Here is a 16,157-nt window from a genome sequence, read left to right on the forward strand (position 1 = left end):
TACGGCGTCCGAGGCGGCCCTCGGGAGGCACGACGGGTTATGGATCAATGTCGCCAGGTCATGGCTCGATAGTAGGCCGGTCCGGTCCTCCCGTGCACGGAGATTTCCGGGAGGGACGCCACCGCCGCACCACAGGCCGCGGAAGGGCGCCCCGGCTAGGTGGGCGAGCCCGAGGAGAAGCGCCTCAGCAGTGGTGACAGCACCAGCACCGACTTGGTCCGCTCCACGAACGGCTCCCCGGCGATCCGCTCCAGCACCCGCTCGAAGTGGCGCATGTCGGAGGCGAAGACCTGCACGACCGCGTCCGCGTCACCCGTGACGGTGGACGCGGCCACGACCTCCTGATAGCGCTCGAGCCCTCGCCGGATGGTGTCCGGCGAGGTGTTGTGCCGGCAGTAGATCTCGACGAACCCCTCGGTCTCCCAGCCGAGCGCCGACGGGTCCACCCGCACCGTGAATCCGGTGATGGCTCCGGTGGCGCGCAGCCGGTCCACGCGCCGCTTCACGGCGGGCGCGGACAAGCCGACGAGCTGCCCGATGTCCGCGTAGGAGCGGCGGGCGTCCTCGGCGAGGGCGTGCACGATGCGTTCGTCGAGATCGTTCAGCACTGCGGGTGGTTCACTTCACTTCTGACACGGCAAGACGGGACCGGCGGTAGCCGTACAGGAAGTAGAACACGAGACCGGCCGCCATCCAGCACCCGAAGACCACCCAGGTCACGGTGTCGAGGCTGAACATGTTGTACGCGCAGAACGCGAAGCCCAGGACGGGGAACACCGGACCGAACGGCACCTTGAAGGTCCGCTCCAGCTCCGGGCGCCGGTAGCGCAGCACGATCACCGCGATGTTGACCAGCGCGAAGGCGAACAGCGTGCCGATGCTGGTGGCGTCGACGAGCTTGCCGAGCGGGATCAGCGCGGCGAGGACACCGCAGAACAGCGAGACAAGGACCGTGTTCAGACGAGGGGTGCCGGTCTTGCGGTCCACCTTGCCGAGCGCCTTGGGCACCAGGCCGTCGCGGGACATCGCGAAGAGGATGCGGGTCTGGCCGTACAGCACGGTGAGGACCACCGACGCGATGGAGATGACCGCGCCGAGCGCGAGCAGGGTGCCCCAGTAGGACTGGCCGCTGACGTCGTTCATGATCGCCGCGAGGGAGGCCTCGGAGCCCTCGAACTTGGTCCAGTTCCAGGCGCCGACGGCGACGGCGGCGACCAGGACGTACAGCGCGGTGACGATGATCAGCGAGAGCATGATCGCGCGCGGCAGGTCCTTCTTGGGGTTCTTGGCCTCCTCACCGGCGGTGGAGGCGGCGTCGAAGCCGATGTAGGAGAAGAACAGGGTGGCACCGGCGGCGCTGACGCCCGCCATGCCGAGCGGCATGAAGTCCTCGTAGTTGCCGGACTTGAAGCCGATGAAGCCGACCGCGCAGAACAGCACCAGTGCGGCGATCTTCACCGCGACCATGATCGTGTTGGCGCGGGCCGACTCCCGGACGCCACCGAGCAGGAAGACCATCGCCAGCACGACGACGAGCAGCCCGGGCAGGTTGATGATGCCGCCCTCGCCGGGCGCCGAGGAGAGCGCGGAGGGGATGGTGACGCCGATCGTGCCGTCGAGGAGCTCGTTGAGGTACTCGCCCCAGCCGACCGCGACGGCGGCCACGGAGACGCCGTACTCCAGCACCAGACACCAGCCGCAGACCCAGGCGACGAGTTCGCCCATCGTTGCGTACGCATACGAGTACGAGGATCCGGCGACCGGGATGCTGCCCGCGAGCTCCGCGTAGGACAGGGCCGAGAACAGTGCCGTGAGACCCGCTATGACGAAGGCCAGGGTGACGGCGGGACCGGCCTCGGGGACGGCGTCGCCGAGGACGACGAAGATGCCGGTGCCGAGGGTGGCACCGATGCTGATCATGGTGAGCTGCCACAGGCCCAGGGAGCGCCGCAGCGAGCCTCCCTCGCCCTGGCCACCCTCCTCGACCAGGGCTTCCACGGGCTTGCGTCGCATCAGGCGCGCGCCGAGCCCCGGGGACGCGGGGGCGGTCTGGCTTGGGTCGTGCGGGGGTGCGCCTTGGTCGAGCACGCGCTGGCTCCTTCATCGCTGCCGGTCAGGGCGGCAGGGACAGGCGGTACCCCTTCGAAGCAGGGACCCACCGAGCGGGGTCCCCGCCACGCCACGTACGAGGCGACAGCCTATGAGGTGGGGCGTTGCTGATGAAATGCAGCAACCTTGCGCATACCCGCATGATCATTGCGTACTTCCGGCCTGGGTGGGTGTTCGTTGCACGGCGGCTTTCGACCGTTGCGCGATGACCTTCGCCGGGGCCTTTTGACGGGAGTTTTCGGGGGGCACGCAGAACGGCCCCCGCTGTTCCCGGGCGGGGAACGACGGGGGCCGTACGTGAGGCAGGGGCAGTCAGCTCCAGCTGGCGTGCAGCGGCTTGCCCTCGGCGTAGCCGGCGGCGCTCTGGACGCCGACGACGGCCTTCTCGGCGAACTCCTCCAGGGAGCCGGCACCGGCGTAGGTGCAGGAGGAGCGGACGCCCGCGATGATCGAGTCGATCAGGTCCTCCACGCCCGGACGGGCCGGGTCGAGGAACATCCGCGAGGTGGAGATGCCCTCCTCGAACAGCGCCTTGCGGGCCCGGTCGTAGGCCGACTCCTCCGACGTACGGTTGCGCACCGCGCGCGCGGAGGCCATGCCGAAGGACTCCTTGTAGGCGCGTCCCTGGGCGTCGTGCTGGAGGTCGCCCGGGGACTCGTAGGTGCCCGCGAACCAGGAGCCGACCATGACGTTGGACGCACCGGCCGCGAGGGCCATCGCCACGTCGCGCGGGTGCCGGACGCCGCCGTCGGCCCACACGTGCTTGCCGTACTTCTTCGCCTCGGCGGCGCACTCCAGCACCGCGGAGAACTGCGGCCGGCCGACGCCCGTCATCATGCGGGTGGTGCACATGGCACCGGGTCCGACGCCGACCTTGATGATGTCGGCACCGGCCTCGATGAGATCGCGGACGCCCTCGGCGGCGACGATGTTGCCGGCCACGATCGGCACCTGCGGGTCGAGTGCGCGCACCAGCTTGACCGCGCTGATCATCGACTCCTGGTGGCCGTGCGCGGTGTCGATGACGAGCGTGTCCACGCCCGCGTCGAGCAGCTGCTTGGCCTTGCCCGCCACATCGCCGTTGATGCCCACGGCGGCGGCGATGCGCAGCTTGCCGTCGGCGTCCACGGCCGGGGTGTAGAGGGTGGCCCGCAGGGCGCCCTTGCGCGTCAGGATGCCCGCCAGCTTGCCCTCCGCGTCGACGGCGGGGGCGTAGCGGCGGTTGTGGTGGTCGAGGGTGTTGAAGGCCTCGCGCGGGTCGATGTCGGCGTCGAGCAGCAGCAGGTCGCGGGACATGACGACCTCGAGCTGGGTGAAGCGGTCCACGCCGCTCAGGTCGGCGTCGGTGACCACGCCGACCGGCCTGAAGTCGTCGTCGACGACGACCCCGGCGTTGTGCGCGCGCTTGGGCAGCAGGGAGAGGGCGTCGGCGACCGTCTGGTGCGGGGCCAGCACGATGGGGGTGTCGAGGACCAGGTGACGGCTCTTGACCCAGGTGACGACCTCGGTGACGACGTCGATCGGGATGTCCTGCGGGATGACCACCAGACCGCCGCGCCGGGCCATCGTCTCCGCCATGCGGCGGCCGGCGATGGCGGTCATGTTGGCGACGACGAGCGGAATCGTGGTGCCCGTGCCGTCGGGGGCGCTGAGGTCCACCGCCTGCCGGGAACCGACCGCGGAGCGGCTCGGCACCATGAAGACGTCGTCGTACGTCAGGTCGTACGGGGGCTGGATGTCATTGAGGAAACGCACGTGCTGCACATCCCAGTCGATCAGAGGTGGCCCCCGGACAGGTCAGCCAGGGGGAAAGAGCACGTACTTCATTCTCCCATGACGACCGGTACGCCATACACGGTCTGTTCATCCAGGCTGGTCAGAGGCGCTTAGGAGGATCCTCCAAGGACGAGCGCCACGGTGACGGCCGAGCCGGTCGAGAAAACCTCACGGGCGGTCGCCCACTCCTCGGGGCGCGCCTCGGCGTACGGCTCCCAGTTCCGTACGAGGACCATGGCCGGGCCCTCGGGCCACAGGCCGGGATCGGACAGGACGTCGGCCAGCGCGTCCCAGTTGCGGCCGAAGTAGTCCGGCAGACCCAGGTCCCGCAGGCACCGGTCCATCAGGCCCGCCTTGTCGGTGACCCCGGTGAGGTCCAGCGTGGCCAGCACTTCCGCCATCTCAGTACCGTCCGGAACGAGTCGTGGTGATCATCGGCCACGGCGGGGACGGACCGCGGCGGCATTCCGTCGCCGCGGCCACGGCCATCCCCTCCTGACCTTCCGTCAGATTCCGTCCGGATCAGACCTGTTGAGCGCGGGCTTGGGCGTCGGCCCGGCCGTCATCAGCACGTCCGCCGCCGAGGTGTCGGTCACCAGGCTGGTGACGAGCCCCGACCGCAGCACGGCGTCGATCGCGGACGCCTTGCGCGACCCGCCCGCTATGGCGACCACCTCGGGGATACGGCGGAGCTGGTCGGCCTTGACGGTGATGCACCGCTCGCCCAGGTCCCGCCCGACCCGGCGGCCATCGGCGTCGAAGAGGTGCGCCGACATCTCGGCGGCGACTCCGAGCGAGGCGTAGTGCGCCCGCTCCTGGTCGCTGAGCATGTCGTGCACCGTGGAGATGCCCGGCTCCCAGGAACCGATGGAGACACAGGCGACCGTGACCTTGTCGAAGTACTCGAAGGCCCGGGCGATCCCGGTCTGGTTGCGCAGCGCCGCCGCGGTGGCCGCGTCCGGCAGCAGCATCGGCGCGTAGATCGGGTGCGCGTCGCCGCCCGAGACCTGGGCCGCCCGGCGCACCGCCTCCACCGAGCCGCGCTCGGCGGTCCCGGCGTCGTACACGCCGGTCAGCTGCACCACGGTGCACGGCGGCAGCCGGTCGAGCGCGGCCGCCATGTGGATGGTGGAGCGGCCCCAGGCCAGGCCCAGGACATCACCTTCGTTCACCAGTTCGCCGAGCAGATCGGCCGCCACTTCTCCCAGGTTCTCCGGGTCGGGAGAGTCCTGGGCCTCCGCCGGCGACTCGACCACGACGGCGTGCCTGAGGCCGTAGCGGGCCCGCAGCGCGTCCGAGCGCTCGGCGTCCAGCTCGGCGGGGACGCGGATCTCGATACGCACGAGATCCCTTTCGAGGGCGGTCTCCAGGACCCGGGCCACCTTGAAGCGGCTGACGCCGAACTCCTCGGCGATCTGGATCTTGGACTTCCCCTCGAGGTAGAAGCGGCGGGCCATGGCCGCCGCCTGCACCAGCTCAGCGGGTCCCATCCGCATGGCTGACCGGCCCGCCGACATACCCGACACGGCGATCTCCTCACTACTGTTCACACTCTGGATTCGCCGTTCATCCTTGCAGATCCGGCGCACCGGGTCCGCCCTGATGGGCGCCGTTCACGTTCCCTTGGTTCAGTGGTCGCATGCCCAGGCCGCGGACTTGGTCACTCCTTCCGCCTGTGCCCGCAGCGCGCGGACCGCCTCGGCGGGATCCGCCGCCCCGTACACCGCGGAGCCGGCCACGAAGACGTCCGCGCCCGCCTCCGCGCACCGCTCGATCGTCGTGGCCGAGACCCCGCCGTCCACCTGAAGCCACAGCTCAAGTCCGTGCTTGCTGATCAACTCGCGGGTGCGGCGAATCTTGGGGAGCATGATGTCGAGGAACGCCTGTCCCCCGAAACCGGGTTCGACCGTCATGATCAGCAACATGTCGAGCTCGGGGAGCAGGTCCTCGTACGGCTCGATGGGCGTCGCGGGCTTCAGCGCCATGGAGGCTCGCGCACCCTTGGCCCGGATCTCGCGGGCCAGACGCACCGGAGCGGCGGCCGCCTCGACGTGGAAGGTGACCGAACCGGCCCCCGCTTCTACGTACTGGGGCGCCCATCGATCGGGGGCCTCGATCATCAGATGGCAGTCCAGCGGAGTGTCCGTCGCACGGGCCAGCGACTCTACGACCGGCACGCCGAGCGTGAGGTTCGGGACGAAATGGTTGTCCATGACGTCGACGTGGAGCCAGTCGGCTCCTTCGACCGCCTTCGCCTCGTCCGCGAGGCGGGCGAAATCGGCGGACAGGATGCTGGGGTTGATCTGCACGGCCATGACCCAACTCTGCCACGCCCCGCGGGGGATCGTCGTGGCGCCCCTTACCGGGGGCTCCGGTGCACGGCATCCTCTCGGCCCCGGGGGTGGCGATGACCGGAAAGCGCGGGATTGCGCATCGCGTCTGCGGGCGGCGGGCCAAGTGGGTCGTCCTGGTGCTGTGGCTCATCGTGCTCTTCCTTACGGCGCCGTTCGCCCAGAAGCTCACCGACGCCCAGGACAATGACGCCGCCTCCTGGCTGCCCGGCTCCGCCGAGTCCACCCAAGTCCTGCAGATGTCCGAGGACTTCAGGCCGGAGCAGATCCCCGCCATCGTCATCTACGCCCGGGACAGCGGACTCACGGCGGAGGACCGGGCCGCGATCGCGGAGGACGTGCGGGAGCTGAAGCGGCTCACCGCGCACGGGATCCGCGGCGACGAGACCCGGGGGCCCGCCTACGATCGGGAGACCGATCCGCGGGCGGCCCAGGTGTACGTGCCGATCACGATGGACGAGAAGGGCTGGGAGCAGATCTCGCCCGCGGTCGACGACATCCAGGCGGTGACCGGGGAGGGCGGCGGCGGCCTCGCCGTGCACATCACGGGCCCGGGCGGTACGTCCGCGGACTTCGCCGAGGCCTTCGAGGGCATCGACTCCACCCTGCTGCTGTCGGCGATGGCGGTCGTCATCGTGATGCTGCTGATCACCTACCGCAGCCCGACCCTGCTGGTCATCCCGCTGCTCGCCGTGATCGCCGCCCTGCTCACCGCGCAGGCGCTCATCTACTTCCTCGCGGAGCACGCGGGCCTGACCGTGAACGGCCAGAGCGCGGGCATCCTGACCGTGCTGGTCTTCGGCGCGGGGACGGACTACGCCCTGCTGCTCGTGGCCCGCTATCGCGAGGAGCTGCGCTCCCACGAGGACCGGCACGAGGCGATGGCACTGGCCCTGCACCGCGCGGGCCCCGCGGTGATCGCCTCCGGCACCACCGTCGTGCTGAGCATGCTGGTGCTGCTGGCCGCCGAGATGAACTCCACCAGCGGCCTCGGACCGGTCGCCGCGATCGGGGTCGCGGTCGGCCTGCTCGCCATGATGACGCTGTTCCCGGCACTGCTGGTGATCTGCGGCCGGTGGATCTTCTGGCCGGTGATCCCGCACGTCGGCGCCCCCGACCCGCACGAGCGGGGCATCTGGGCCCGCATGGGCCGCCGTATCTCCGTGCGGCCGCGCATGGTGTGGGCGGTCACGGCGGCGGTCCTCGCGCTGTGCTCCCTCGGCCTGATCCAGCTGCGCGCCGAGGGCATCGGCAACGCGGACGCCTTCACCGGCACCCCGGACTCCATCACCGGCCAGCAGGTCTCCGAGCGCTACTTCCCGGCGGGCAGCGGCGATCCGCTCGTCGTCATCAGCAACCGGGACCGGGCCGAGGAGGTCGGCCAGGCGGTCGCCCGGACCCCGGGCGTGGTCCCGGAGTCCCTGGGCCTGCCACCGGGCACGAAACCGTCCTTCGAGGGCAAGGTGCTGTTCGAGGCCACCTTGTCCGACCCGGCCGACAGCGAGGCGGCCCAGCAGACGGTGGAGCGGGTCCGGGACGCCGTGCACGCGGTGCCGGACGCCGACGCCCAGGTCGGCGGCGGTACGGCGGCCCTGCTGGACATGGACCGGGCGACCACGCACGACAACCTGCTGATCATCCCGCTGGTGCTGATCGTCGTGCTGCTGATCCTGTGCGTCCTGCTGCGCGCCCTGATCGCCCCGCTGCTGCTGATCGGCACGGTGATCCTGTCCTTCGCGGCGGCCCTGGGCCTCAGCGCGCTCGCCTTCCGCCAACTCTTCCACTACGCGGGCGAGTCCACGGACTTCCCGCTGTTCGTCTTCGTCTTCCTGGTCGCCCTGGGCATCGACTACAACATCTTCCTGACCACCCGGATCCGCGAGGAGGCGGCCCGTCAGGGCACCCGGGCGGGCGTGGTGACCGGCCTCGCCGCGACGGGCGCGGTCATCACCTCGGCCGGCCTGGTCCTGGCCGGGACCTTCGCCGCCCTCGGCACGCTCCCGATGGTCGCCTTCGCGGAGATCGGCTTCGCGGTCGCGCTCGGCGTCATCCTGGACACCTTCATCGTGCGCTCGATCCTGGTCCCGGCGCTGTTCATGGACGTCGGCCCGAAGGTGTGGTGGCCGCACCGGCCGGCCAAGGAGGACGGCTCGGTCAGTCCCGCTGCGGCGGATACACCGACGGCTCGTCCAGCGGGACCTTGAGCCAGGCGATCATCTGGCGGAGCTGGTGGTAGGCGCGCAGCCGCTCCTCGTCGCTGTCCGCCTCCTCGGCGGCGGCGACGGGCTCCCACAGCCGGGGCACCATGACGGGCCCCACCTCCAGCAGCCCCCCGCTGCCGCCCGAGGCCCAGCGGGCCAGGACGTAGCGGACGAGGGCGCCGACCGGGATGTCCAGGTTCCGGGACATCCCGCGCACCGTGGCCAGCGGGTCGAGCAGGCCGTACCCCACCACGTCCGACTTGAAGGCGGCGTGCGGATCGGCCTCGGTCCACTCCCCCTTCCAGGGGCGCAGCCGTACGACGTCATGCCCGTCCTCGTCGGCCCACACATCCGGATCCTCGGTCAAGGACATCAGCCTCCCGGCACGGCTCGGTCCTCACGAGTCTCGGCAGGAGGGCCGGGCCGGGACAACCGCCCGGCCGGTCAAGCCGTGCGGCGGATCAGCGCCAGATACATCGCGTCGGTCCCGTGCAGATGCGGCCACAGCTGGACGTCGGGCCCGTCGCCCAGGTCCGGTACGCCGGGCAGCAGCGGGCGGGCGTCGATCAGCTCCGCGCCCGGGTGCTGCTTGAGCACGTCGTCGACGACCGCACGGGTCTCGGCGAGATGCGGGGAGCAGGTGGCGTAGCCGACGACCCCGCCGACCCGCACGGAGTCGAGGGCGGTGCCCAGCAGGCCCCGCTGGAGCGGCGCGAACCCGTCGAGGTCCTCGGGCCTGCGCCGCCACCGGGCCTCCGGCCGCCGCCGCAGGGCGCCGAGACCGGTGCACGGTACGTCCATCAACACCCGGTCGAAGGAGCCGGGCCGCCACGGCGGCCGGGTCCCGTCGGCGGCGATGACCTGGTACGGCCCGGGGTTGCCGGCGAGCGCCTTGGCCACCAGCCCGGCCCGGTGCGGCTGCTTCTCGGCGGCGAGCAGCACGGCCCCGCGCTCGGCGGCGACCGCAGCGAGCAGCGCCGCCTTGCCACCGGGCCCGGCGCATCCGTCGAGCCACCTGGCGTCGGGCCCGTCCAGGGGCGCGTGGGCGAGGGCGAGGGCGACGAGCTGGCTCCCCTCGTCCTGCACCCCGGCCCGCCCTTCGCGTACGGCCTCGATGGCGCCGGGCTCACCGCCCTCGGCCAGCCTCACCGCGTACGGCGACCAGCGCCCCGCCACCGCCGCGTCCTCGCCGAGCAGTTCCTCGGTGGTGGCCCGCCCGGGCCGGGCGACCAGGGTCACCTCGGGCCGCTCGTTGTCGGCCGCCAGCAGCCGCTCGATCCCGGCGCGTCCCCCGCCGAGCGCGTCCCACAGCGCGGCGACGACCCAGCGCGGATGCGAGTGCACGACGGCGAGATGGTCCTCGGGGTCGTCGTCGTAGGGCGGCGCGACCCGCTCGATCCACTCGTCGAGATCGTGCTGGGAGACCTTGCGCAGCACGGCGTTCACGAACTTGGCCCGCCCGTCGCCGAGGACGACCCGGGCGAGCTCGACGGAGGCGGACACGGCGGCATGCGTCGGGATCCGGGTGCCGAGGAGCTGGTGCGCCCCGAGGCTCAGCACATCGAGCACCGGCGGGTCGACCTCCCTGAGCGGCCGGTCGACGCACGCGGAGATGACGGCGTCGTACGTCCCCTGCCGGCGCAGCGTCCCGTACACCAGCTCGGTCGCGAGCGCCGCGTCCCGCCCGTCGAAGTCCCCCTGCTCGCGCGCCTTGCGCAGCAGCGGCGGCAGCACGAGGTTGGCGTACGCGTCCCGTTCGTCCACCGCCCGCAGGGCCTCGAAGGCGAGAAAGCGGACGGGGTCCTTCTGGGGCCGCCGGTAGGGCTTGCCGGGTTTACGGGGCCGACGGGAGGTCTCGCTCACGAAAAAGGTGCTCCGCGTTGCTGGATGACATGTGCTGGACGTGCGTGTCCAGCGTACGTCGCACCGGGCGCCCGGTGCGCGGCCGGTCAGGCCCCGAGCCGCTCGCCGTCGGCGATCCGCACCCCGCGCGCCCAGTCGGCCGCCCGCATCGGCTTCTTGCCCTGGGCCTGCACCCACAGCAGCTCGACGGCGTACGAACCGGTGCCGACGTGCACGCTGTTCTTGCCCACGGCGAGCGCGCCCGGGGCGAGGTCGGTCCGGTCCGGCACCGGCTGGACCTGGATGAGCTTGAGCCGCTCCCCGCGGAAGACGGTCCAGGCGCCGGGCGCCGGGGTGCAGCCGCGGACGACCCGGTCGACGCGCAGGGCGGGGGCGCTCCAGTCGATGCGGGCGTCCTCCACATTGACCTTGGGCGCCAGGCTGATGCCCTCGCCCGGCTGCGGTACGGCCTTCAGGGAGCCGTCCTCGATCCCGTCCATGGTCGCGGCGAGCAGCCCGGCGCCGGCGAAGGCGAGCCGGGTGAGCAGGTCGCCGCTGGTGTCGGTGGGCCGGACCGTCTCGGTGACGGTGCCGTAGACGGGCCCGGAGTCGAGGCCCTCCTCGATGAGGAAGGTGGAGGCACCGGTGATCTCGTCCCCCGCCATGATGGAGTGCTGCACCGGCGCGGCCCCGCGCCAGGCCGGCAGCAGGGAGAAGTGCAGGTTGACCCAGCCGTGGGCCGGGATGTCGAGGGCGACGCGCGGCAGCAGCGCGCCGTACGCGACCACGGGACAGCAGTCCGGCGCGATCTCCCGCAGCCGCTCCAGGAACTCCGGGTCCCGCGGCTTGACGGGCTTCAGCACCTCGATCCCGGCCTCCTCGGCCCGCTCGGCCACCGGCGAGGCGACGAGCCTGCGCCCTCGCCCGGCGGGAGCGTCGGGCCGCGTGACGACAGCGGCCACCTCATGCCGCCCGGAGGCGAGAAGAGCGTCCAGAGCGGGAACGGCGACCTCGGGGGTACCGGCGAAGACGAGCTTCATGGGTGGGTGCGGGCCTCTCGGTCGGGATGGGTCGGGCAGCGCACCAGTCTATTGGGGGAAAGCGGCCGCCGAGGGGAGGGCCGTCGGCAGCCCCGCACCCCCGGCGCACGCATATGCCGGTACGCCCCCTCTGCGTGACCAGCGGAGCGTCTACGCGTTGGTCAAGAAAGAGTTGACCCCAACGGGCCGCACATCGCGCGGCCCGCTCCTTTTCAACGCCGGTTCGAGAGGCTTGTTCATGGCCGACCACGCAACCCACGACGCCCAGGCTCGGGCCAGCCTGCACTTGCTGGTGCGGGACATCGAGCGGGTCCGCCGGCAGGTGGACGCACTGCGCACGCTCACCGCCCAGTTGGGCAACGTCTACCGCCCGCGCCGCTCCGGCCCGTCCACGGGCTTCGTCGTCTACGGACGCGCTCCCGCCCCGACGGTACGCCTCGCCCAGGAGCTGCGGGACAGCGTCGAGACCCTGGTGACGGCGGCCGTGGACTTCGACCGCTCACTCGGCTTCTCGTGGGACGCGGTGGGCTCCGCCCTCGGCGTGACCAAGCAGGCGGTCCACCGCCGCTACGGCGCCCGCCGCGCCGTGACCCAGGCGGCGGCCGAGGCCGAGCGCACGACGGAGACGACGGCCACCCGCACGGTGAGCGTCAACACCGGCATCCCGTCGGTCCCCACGGTCCCCGCGGCACGGTCGATGCCCACCCAGCCCACGGCCACGACCCCCGCCCTCCGAGAAGACCCCCGCCCCCCAGCCTTCCCGTCCCCCCGCAACGGCTGACACCCCCGCCCCCACGCCCCCGCCCTCCCCCACCGACACCGGGAGGCCGGGGGCACAAACATCTCCGCACCGGTTCACCCCGCGAGCGCGGGACCTCCGAAGCCCTCAAACCCCTGCCCCTGCCCCTGCCCCTGCGGCACCCATCCCCACGGCTGCGGGGCTACGCGCCCCAGCGGACGCTCACGCCTCATCGCCGCCATCGACCCGCACGCAAGCCACTCCTCACGGCACCCGACACATCCGCCGCGGCTGCCAGGAGGCGTGCTGATGGAGCGCTCAGCCGCCCAGGAGCCCGGCAGCGCAAGCGCCCCGAAACCCCTGCCACTGCGGCTACGGCACCCCCCGCACACCGGCCCTCATCCCCCGCCCGCCGCCGCTGGGGCGGCACGGGTGGGCTGGGGGAGGCACCCCGCCAGCGCGGGCGAGCGCCCCCACCCCCCGGCTCCGCAAACCAATGGGAACCGCACCAGCGCACGTACACGCGAACCCCACCGCACGCGCACCCGCACCGACGCACGGCAGGCAAACCCACCGCACCCCGCACCCCACCCCCGTCACCCAATATCCGGCGGATCGATCCGCACCCGAACCGCCGCCTCCCCACCGGCCCCACCCCGAGCCATCCGGGCAGCCTGCGCAGCCTTCAGCGCGGCGGCCAGCGCCGCCCCCCTCCCCGGCGGCACCCGGATCAACGCCCGCTCCCACCGCTCCCCCGGCGGCGGCCCACCCGTCCGTCGAGGCCGCCCAGGGGCGGTGACCGGCACCGGGACCGGCCCCAGCACCTCCGCCTCCCCCGGCAGTTCCACGGCCCCCAGAAACTCCCCCACAGCCTCCGCCGTCCCCGACACCGCGGCCATCCGGGACACCGGCGGAAACCCCAGCTCGGCTCGCTCCGCCAGCTCCCGCACCGCATGTCCCACGGGATCCCACCGCACCAACGCCTGCACGGGCCGCAGGGTCGGCTCGGCCACCACCACCACGGTCCCCCCGTCCCCCTGCGGCCGCACCAGCGCCGCGGCCCCGATCCATCGCCGCAACGCGTCCTCACCGGCCCGCAGATCGGGCCGCCCCACCATGGCCCACCCGTCCAGCAGCAGGGCCGCCGCGTAACCGCCCTCGGCCACCGGCTCGGCCCCCGGGGTACTCACCACCAGCGCCGGCACCCCCGGCACCGTGTCCAGCACCTGCTCCCGCCCGGACGTCCGCACCGGCACGGCCGGAAACGCCCGCCCCAGCTCCTCCGCGGTCCGCCGAGCCCCCACGACCTGCGCCCGCAGCCGGAACCCCCCGCACTCCGCGCAGTGCCAGGCGCCTTCCTCCCGCCCGCACCACGCGCACCGAAGCGCCCCCGCGTCCTGCGCCTCCAGCGGCCCCGAACAGTGCCGGCACCGAGCGGGCGCCCGGCAGTTGGCGCACGCCAGCCGCGGCACGTACCCCCGCCGGGGCACCTGCACCAGTACCGGCCCCTGCCGCACCGCGTCCCGGACGACCTGCCAGGCCAGCGTCGGCAGCCGCGCGGCGCGAGCGGCCTCGTCCCGGGCCAGGTCCCCGTCACCCACCGTCCGCACCAGCGGCGCGGCCCCCCGCACCTGCTCCCGTCCGGCGACCAGCGGCCGGGCCCACCCGCTCTCCACCAGCTGGGCGGCCTCGACGGTGCAGCTCCAAGCCCCCAGGAGGAACGCGCACTTGTCCTGCGCGGCCCGCAGCAGCAACACATCCCGCGCATGCGGCTGAGGAGCGTGCGGCTCGCTGTGACTGTCGTCCCCGTCGTCCCAGATGACCACGAGCCCAAGATCCCGCACCGGCGCGAACATGGCCGCCCGCGTCCCCACGACGGCTCGCACGGCCCCCCGGCGCACGGCCAGCCACTCCCGGTACCGCTTCTCGGGCCCGGCATCGGCGGTGAGCACGGCGTGCCGCCCCTCCCCCAGTAGCGCCGTCAACGCGGCATCCACCCGCGCCACGGCCCGCCCGTCCGGCACCACGACCAGCGCCCCCCGGCCGGACGCCAGCGTCGCCGCGACCGCCCGGGCGATCTCCTCGCTCCACTCGGGCCCGGGAAGGGCGTTCCACACGGCCCGAGGCACCCCGCCCGAGGCCAGCGCCCGCACGAACGTCCCACCGTGCTCGTACCGCTCCCAGGACCCCGCCTCGGGCGCCGCCGGTACCGGCAACGGCTCCGGCGAGGGCCGCTGCTCGGCCCGGGCACTGCGCGGCGGAACAGCGAGCTGCAGCACGTCGGCCAGACTCCCCGCGTACCGGTCCGCGACGGCCCGGGCCAGCCCCAGCAACTCCTCGTCGAGCACCCGCTCCGGGGACACCACCTGGGCCAGCGCGGCGAGCGGCCCGGAGTAGTCCGACTCGGCCAGCCGCTCGATCAAGAACCCGTCGATCAGCCCCCCGCCCTCACGGCGCCCGTCCCGCACCCGGTGCCGCCCGGCCCCGAACCGCACCCGCACCCGCACCCCGGGCTGCGCGTCGGCGTCCAGCTCCTCCGGCACCGCGTAGTCGAAGTACCGGTCGAGGTGCAGCACCCCCTTGTCCACCAGCACCCGCGCGACCGGCAGCTCCGGAGCAAGCGCGGCCCCCCGCCAGGTCCGCGGCTTGGCCCGCGGCCCCTTGGCCTTGCGCACACTCTCCCGAATGAACGCGAGCTGCTCGGGCGGCGCCCCCTCGGCCCCACCCCCGACCTGCCCGTCCTCGCTGCTCACGCTTGCATTCTTACCAAATGCCACTGACAGCGGCGCCACCCGGACATACGCGAGGCCCGGCACCCCCGAAGGGGCGCCGGGCCTCGTCAGCCGTACCGGATGCGGAGCCTTACAGCCCCGCCGCCGCCCGCAGCGCGTCCACGCGGTCCGTGCGCTCCCAGGTGAAGTCGGGCAGCTCGCGGCCGAAGTGGCCGTACGCGGCCGTCTGGGCGTAGATCGGGCGGAGCAGGTCGAGGTCGCGGATGATCGCGGCCGGGCGGAGGTCGAAGACCTCGTCGATGGCCTTCTCGATCTTCTCGGCGTCGATCTTGGCGGTGCCGAAGGTCTCGACGAACAGACCCACCGGCTCGGCCTTGCCGATGGCGTACGCCACCTGGACCTCGCAGCGGGAGGCGAGGCCCGCCGCGACGACGTTCTTGGCGACCCAGCGCATCGCGTACGCGGCCGAGCGGTCCACCTTGGACGGGTCCTTGCCGGAGAAGGCACCGCCGCCGTGGCGGGCCATGCCGCCGTACGTGTCGATGATGATCTTGCGGCCGGTGAGGCCCGCGTCGCCCATCGGGCCGCCGATCTCGAAGCGGCCGGTGGGGTTGACCAGCAGGCGGTAGTTCTCCGTGTCCAGCTTGATGCCCTCGTCCAGGAGCGCCTTCAGCTCCGGCTCCACGACGAACTCGCGGATGTCGGGGGCGAGCAGGGACTCCAGGTCGATGTCGCTCGCGTGCTGCGAGGAGACGACGACCGTGTCGAGGCGGACGGCCTTGTCGCCGTCGTACTCGATGGTGACCTGCGTCTTGCCGTCGGGGCGCAGGTAGGGGATGGTGCCGTTCTTGCGGACCTCGGACAGCCGCTTCGACAGGCGGTGCGCCAGGAAGATCGGCAGCGGCATCAGCGTCGGCGTCTCGTCGGTCGCGTAGCCGAACATCAGGCCCTGGTCACCGGCGCCCTGGCGGTCCAGCTCGTCCTCGTCGCCCTCGACCCGGGTCTCGTACGCCGTGTCGACGCCCTGCGCGATGTCGGGGGACTGCGCGCCGATGGAGACGGAGACACCGCAGGAGGCGCCGTCGAAGCCCTTCTTGGAGGAGTCGTAGCCGATCTCGAGGACCTTGTTGCGGACCAGCGTCGCGATGTCCGCGTACGTCTTGGTCGTGACCTCGCCGGCCACGTGCACCAGGCCGGTGGTGATCAGCGTCTCGACGGCGACCCGGGAGGTCGGGTCCTCGCGCAGGAGCGCATCGAGAATGGTGTCGCTGATCTGGTCAGCGATCTTGTCGGGGTGACCCTCGGTCACGGACTCCGAGGTGAACAGGCGACGGGACACAACGCTCCCTGGGGTTGCAGCGGCTGCT

The 16,157-nt window shown here is 72.5% G+C and carries 13 protein-coding genes; 2 read left to right on the top strand and 11 right to left on the bottom strand.

Going from position 1 to position 16,157, the window contains the following annotated elements; all coding sequences use genetic code 11:
* Positions 1-155: 155 nt before the first annotated feature.
* The 6 genes from ACFYW5_RS32290 to rpe form a co-directional block, all read right to left on the bottom strand.
* On the bottom strand, positions 156-608 hold the full coding sequence (locus ACFYW5_RS32290; RefSeq protein WP_048581051.1) for an Lrp/AsnC family transcriptional regulator: 453 nt from the start codon (positions 606-608) through the stop codon (positions 156-158).
* A gap of 10 nt (positions 609-618) precedes the next feature.
* Complete coding sequence (locus tag ACFYW5_RS32295) at positions 619-2,088, bottom strand: amino acid permease (RefSeq protein WP_389420675.1); 1,470 nt, start codon at positions 2,086-2,088, stop codon at positions 619-621.
* A 333-nt stretch (positions 2,089-2,421) separates the two neighbouring features.
* A complete protein-coding gene (locus ACFYW5_RS32300) occupies positions 2,422-3,864 on the bottom strand; it encodes a GuaB1 family IMP dehydrogenase-related protein (RefSeq protein WP_389420702.1) in 1,443 nt (480 codons plus the stop codon).
* Positions 3,865-3,995: 131 nt separating this feature from the next.
* Positions 3,996-4,286 (bottom strand): barstar family protein, encoded by a 291-nt coding sequence (locus ACFYW5_RS32305; RefSeq protein WP_389420676.1) that lies wholly within the window; start codon positions 4,284-4,286, stop codon positions 3,996-3,998.
* 105 nt (positions 4,287-4,391) lie between these two features.
* On the bottom strand, positions 4,392-5,435 hold the full coding sequence (locus tag ACFYW5_RS32310) for a sugar-binding transcriptional regulator (protein WP_389420677.1): 1,044 nt from the start codon (positions 5,433-5,435) through the stop codon (positions 4,392-4,394).
* A 78-nt stretch (positions 5,436-5,513) separates the two neighbouring features.
* A complete protein-coding gene (gene rpe, locus ACFYW5_RS32315; RefSeq protein ID WP_389420678.1) occupies positions 5,514-6,200 on the bottom strand; it encodes a ribulose-phosphate 3-epimerase in 687 nt (228 codons plus the stop codon).
* A 92-nt stretch (positions 6,201-6,292) separates the two neighbouring features.
* On the opposite strand from rpe, the gene ACFYW5_RS32320 reads away from it, so the two are divergent.
* Positions 6,293-8,440 (top strand): MMPL family transporter, encoded by a 2,148-nt coding sequence (locus tag ACFYW5_RS32320; protein ID WP_389420679.1) that lies wholly within the window; start codon positions 6,293-6,295, stop codon positions 8,438-8,440.
* Here the strand turns inward: ACFYW5_RS32320 and ACFYW5_RS32325 are convergent.
* From ACFYW5_RS32325 to fmt, 3 genes are all read right to left on the bottom strand, one after another.
* Entirely contained in the window at positions 8,391-8,810 is a 420-nt protein-coding gene (locus tag ACFYW5_RS32325; protein WP_389420680.1) for a DUF6027 family protein, read from the bottom strand. The two genes, ACFYW5_RS32320 and ACFYW5_RS32325, sit on opposite strands and share 50 nt — an antisense overlap.
* Positions 8,811-8,881: 71 nt before the next feature.
* A complete protein-coding gene (locus ACFYW5_RS32330) occupies positions 8,882-10,300 on the bottom strand; it encodes an RsmB/NOP family class I SAM-dependent RNA methyltransferase (protein ID WP_389420681.1) in 1,419 nt (472 codons plus the stop codon).
* Between the two features lie 86 nt (positions 10,301-10,386).
* The gene (gene fmt / locus ACFYW5_RS32335) at positions 10,387-11,319 is read right to left on the bottom strand and encodes a methionyl-tRNA formyltransferase (protein ID WP_389420682.1); all 933 of its coding nucleotides are present in this window, start codon (positions 11,317-11,319) and stop codon (positions 10,387-10,389) included.
* A 238-nt stretch (positions 11,320-11,557) separates the two neighbouring features.
* Here fmt and ACFYW5_RS32340 point away from each other — a divergent pair, with 238 nt between their 5' ends.
* Positions 11,558-12,100 carry a hypothetical protein gene (locus tag ACFYW5_RS32340; protein WP_389420683.1) on the top strand — a complete coding sequence of 181 codons (543 nt, stop codon included), beginning with the start codon at positions 11,558-11,560 and terminating at the stop codon, positions 12,098-12,100.
* 554 nt (positions 12,101-12,654) lie between these two features.
* Here ACFYW5_RS32340 and ACFYW5_RS32345 read toward each other — a convergent pair.
* Together ACFYW5_RS32345 and metK are read right to left on the bottom strand one after the other, a co-directional pair.
* On the bottom strand, positions 12,655-14,811 hold the full coding sequence (locus tag ACFYW5_RS32345; RefSeq protein WP_389420684.1) for a primosomal protein N': 2,157 nt from the start codon (positions 14,809-14,811) through the stop codon (positions 12,655-12,657).
* Positions 14,812-14,920: 109 nt separating this feature from the next.
* Positions 14,921-16,129: a methionine adenosyltransferase gene (gene metK / locus ACFYW5_RS32350; RefSeq protein WP_389420685.1), complete on the bottom strand. Its 1,209-nt coding sequence runs from the start codon at positions 16,127-16,129 to the stop codon at positions 14,921-14,923.
* Positions 16,130-16,157 lie beyond the last annotated feature (28 nt).

This window comes from Streptomyces sp. NPDC002779 (genome assembly GCF_042888685.1).
In the GTDB taxonomy this organism is placed as follows: domain Bacteria; phylum Actinomycetota; class Actinomycetes; order Streptomycetales; family Streptomycetaceae; genus Streptomyces.